The sequence below is a fragment of the Occallatibacter sp. FHG110214_02 genome (assembly GCF_059115385.1).
The window spans coordinates 1-1,462 of record NZ_JBZYWK010000046.1; the positions used below are offsets into that span (position 1 = coordinate 1).

Sequence of the window (1,462 nt, forward strand, 5' to 3'; positions counted from 1 at the left end):
CCCGATACCCCCGATTTTCAGTATTTAAGTATAAATATTTCAGTAGTATAGACAAAAATAATAGGGGCGAAAATCGCCCCTATTCTGCACATATCCCAGTGCATTTCCTGGTCCCTGACACCTGAACCCTGTTTTCGTCCCTACGGAACGAAAACCCGCAGCCGTACCTTCCACTGCGTCTTCTGACCCGGCTTCAGCGTAACCATCCCGGTATCCATGCCGTTCCACTCCTTGCCAAACGGATCGGCAAAGTTGAACTGGTGCTCAATCGCCGCAAACTGCTGCGTCGGCGGCGCATACATCTGGATGGTCTTAATCAGCGGAGAAATCCCCTCAATGGAAACCCCATACTTCGCCTCCGGATCGCTGATCTTTACCGCAGCCGTCCCGTTCTTCCAGTTCAGCGAGCTCCAGTTGTCGTCATAGAAATTCTTCCCCAGCGCCACGCCACCCGCGGCTCGCAGATCATACTGCGTTCCATCCACCGGCAGCAGCTTGCCCGTCGGAAAGACATTGTCGTAGTTATCCACCGTCGCGTACTTCGTCCCCGGAATCTCAATCTTCACCTGCGAACGGTCGCCGGAAGGGAAGTTGAAGTAGGGGTGCCACCCAATCGAAATCGGCTCGCTCTCCTTGCCCACGTTCTGCGCAATCACGGTTGCGTCCAGGTAAGTGCCAGTCAGCGTAATTGTAAAGTTGAGGTTGGTTTTGGAAAACCAGTGCCCTCCAAAGTTGCCCGCACGAACCACCGCCGTCAGCATCTCGCCGCCGGGAATGTGCACCACCTTCACGTTGTCAGCCTTGGCCTTCAGAATCAGGCCGTGCATGGCGTGCTTTTCCGCCGTGGGCAGCTTGCCCGCATTGTTTGCCGGCAGCGTCAGCGCCTTGCCATTCCACTCCGTCGTCAGCGTCTGGCCGTCTGCAGAGAGCTTGCCGCGGATGCGGTTGGGATAAGGCACCAGGAACGCCGCGCCCAGCCGGTAGCCAAGGTCGCCGTTAGGCGTGTCCTGCGTGTCCAGCATCTGCTTGATGCCGCTCATGTCCGGCCCGGAGAGCACCTGCACCTCGCCCTTGCCGGGAAAGTTCGCCGTAACCTTCAGCAACTCCATCCCGCGCCCCGGCGCAAGCGTAACGCTGGTGAACTCTGGCCGGGTGGTGCTCACAGCCTTGCGGGAAAGCGTGACAACCTTCAACCCGCCAATCTCCACATCATCCTGCGCCACTCCCGGCGCTGAGGTAACAAGCAGAGCGGCCGCAGCAGCCGCAACGGAAGCAAAACGTGCAAAAAACTTCATCCGGACACATCCTTTAGGAGGTGGAATTTTTAAGCGAGACAGAAATACACTGCCCCCGCAAACGTTTTATAAAAACGCAGCCATTGTAAGCGACAGCACGAAAGGGAGGAAACAAGGAAACAAGGAAACAAGGGACAAGGGACAAGGGACAAGGGACAAGGGACAAG

Annotated in this window: 1 protein-coding gene; it reads right to left on the reverse strand. The window is 56.8% G+C overall.

The window, feature by feature from the left end; genetic code table 11:
* Positions 1-140: 140 nt before the first annotated feature.
* Positions 141-1,295 (reverse strand): aldose 1-epimerase, encoded by a 1,155-nt coding sequence (locus tag AC5S3R_RS19970; protein WP_494268957.1) that lies wholly within the window; start codon positions 1,293-1,295, stop codon positions 141-143.
* Positions 1,296-1,462: the final 167 nt, after the last annotated feature.

What these genes read in the sequence shown, in the direction of transcription:
- AC5S3R_RS19970 (WP_494268957.1), bottom strand. Translation starts at nt 1,295, where the DNA reads ATGAAGTTTTTTGCACGTTTTGCTTCCGTTGCGGCTGCTGCGGCCGCT.